This is a genomic window from Phyllobacterium sp. P5_D12 (genome assembly GCF_054049495.1).
The window spans coordinates 1-2,352 of the sequence record NZ_JBFUMG010000643.1 but is presented as its reverse complement, the minus strand read 5'-3'; the positions used below and the strand labels follow the sequence as shown (position 1 = coordinate 2,352).

The 2,352-nt window shown below is 54.6% G+C and carries 2 protein-coding genes; both read right to left on the bottom strand.

The genetic code is table 11. The features are described from left to right. Positions 1-113: 113 nt before the first annotated feature. On the bottom strand, positions 114-755 hold the full coding sequence (locus ACXJ5O_RS24675; RefSeq protein ID WP_209998054.1) for a S24 family peptidase: 642 nt from the start codon (positions 753-755) through the stop codon (positions 114-116). A gap of 231 nt (positions 756-986) precedes the next feature. After that, positions 987-2,352 (bottom strand): 3-hydroxyacyl-CoA dehydrogenase family protein (locus ACXJ5O_RS24670; protein WP_457302205.1); only part of this gene is annotated, 1,366 nt, incomplete at its 5' end.

The window sequence follows — 2,352 nt, the reverse complement described above, 5'->3', positions numbered from 1 at the left end:
GACTAGGCGTATCGATGCCCCCGTTAAAGGGTGCGACGAAAGCGTAGATCAGCCCCAAAACCACCAGAACGGTCAGGACATAAAGCGGTAGCTGGCGCATGTAAAATGCGTTCCTATTGGCTGGCCCACAGGATCCGCGCGATCCAATCGATATGGACCGCATCGAAGGTGCGATTGGGATGCTCGGGGTTCATCGATTGCAACTCGATCGTCCGCGGCGTCTGCCGTGCAAGTATCTTGGCCATGACTTCCCCGTCCTTTGTACGCACCACCACACGGTCACCCCGTCGCACTGCTCCCCCGGGCGCAACGATGATCGTATCGCCATCGCGATAGAGCGGCAGCATGGAATCGCCCGACACTTCAAGCGCATAAACCGAGTCGGCAGGCCCTACCGGAAACTCGACGACATCCCAGCCTTGACCCACAGGAAAGCCGCCATCATCGAAAAAGCCTCCAGCACCGGCCTGCGCGAAGCCAAGCAGCGGTACAGCACGTGTCGCGCCGCCATTCCCGCCGCTGGCCCTGCCCAGAACGAGCGTCATGAATTCGTCCAGAGAAGCGCCGGTAGCTTCCATGATCTTGGCGAGCGATTCAGTTGACGGCCACCGTGCGCGCCCGTCAACAGCGTAGCGCTTGGATTTGTTGAAGGTTGTTGGATCAAGCCCCGCACGCTTCGCCAATCCCGATACGGAAAGCGAGTGGCGTTCTGCCAGCGCATCTATGGCCGCCCATATGCGGTCATGTGAAAACATGATGATATCCAATAAAGGAAAAAATACCTTCAGTACCGTTTTACATAGGACTTTGGCAAAAGTCGAGGAGAATTACGGAAAATTTTCTTATTTTTCATAGTTTTTATGCGTGGTCCAACAGTTATCAATAGACAATCGTCAATTACCGACATCATAGCGAGGTCGGCAAGCACGCTTTAAATGAACTTGTTGAACCACGCGCAAAGAACCTATTTCTCTCCACTCACCCTATCAAGCAGCCTGTTTTTTGTCCTCTGCGGAGTACGGATTGAAACGGTCGTAGAAGGTTTCGCCTTTCTCAGCCATGTCGAGCAAAAGCTTCGGCGCCTTGAACTGTGCGCCATACTTCCGCTGCAGGCCCTTGGCGATTTCGACGAACTTCGCCGCGCCCATCCCATCGATGTAGGAAAGGGTTCCGCCAGTATAGGGTGCAAAGCCGAAGGCAAGGATCGACCCCACATCCGCTTCACGCGGGTCAGTGACAATGCCTTCCTCCATGACGCGTGCAGCTTCCAGCGCGATCGTGAACAGGAAGCGCTGCTTCAGTACCTCGACGTCGATCTTGTCCGGGTCCTGTTGCGGATAAAGCGTCTTCAACTCGGGCCACAAATGCTTTTTCGCCGGCTTCGCCGGATAATCGTAGAAGCCCTTGCCGTTCTTGCGGCCACGGCGATCATACTTATCGACCAGTGTGTTCACGAGCTCAACATGCCGCGGATCAACAGCCTTTGGCCCAAGATCAGCTAATATGGCCTGCAGTATCTTCTGCGACAGGTCAATCGCAGTCTCGTCATTGAGCGCCAACGGACCGACCGGCATGCCTGCCATTCGTGCGACATTCTCGATCATCGCGGGCGGAACACCTTCGATGAGCATGTTGTAAGCTTCCGACATGTAGCGCAGAACACAGCGATTGACGTAAAAGCCGCGTGTGTCATTGACCACAATCGGCGTCTTCTTGATTGCGCGTACGTAGTCAAGCGCAACTGCAAGCGCCTTGTCCGATGTTTTCTTGCCAAGAATGACTTCCACCAGCAGCATCTTGTCGACGGGCGAGAAAAAATGGATTCCGACGAAATTCTTAGGACGTTGCGAGACCTTGGCAAGGCCAGTAATGGGTAGTGTCGATGTGTTTGATGCGAAAATCGCGGCGGGCTTCAACATGGCTTCCGCCTTTTCAGTAGCGATCCGCTTGACTTCACGATCTTCGAACACCGCTTCGATGACGAGATCTGCACCTTCGAGATCGGCATAATCTGCAGATGGTGTGATCAGGCCGAGAAGCTTTTCCTTTTCTTCTGCAGTGGCCTTGCCCTTCTGCATTTCCTTGGTAGCCAGCTCGACGGAATGCGCCTTGCCCTTTTCCGCAGCCTCGAGGCTTTGGTCGAGGAGCACCACCGGGATGCCGGCTTTGGCAGTAACGTAGGCAATGCCCGCTCCCATGAAGCCCGCACCGATAACACCGATTTTTTTGAATTTCGTCGGTTTGACATCAGCTGGACGGCGGGCGCCCTTATTCAGTTCCTGCAAGGATACGAACAGGGAGCGAATCATCATTCCCGCTTCTGTCGTCTGCAGGATCTTGGTGAAGTAACGC

What these genes read in the sequence shown, in the direction of transcription:
- ACXJ5O_RS24675 (WP_209998054.1), bottom strand. Translation starts at nt 755, where the DNA reads ATGTTTTCACATGACCGCATATGGGCGGCCATAGATGCGCTGGCAGAA.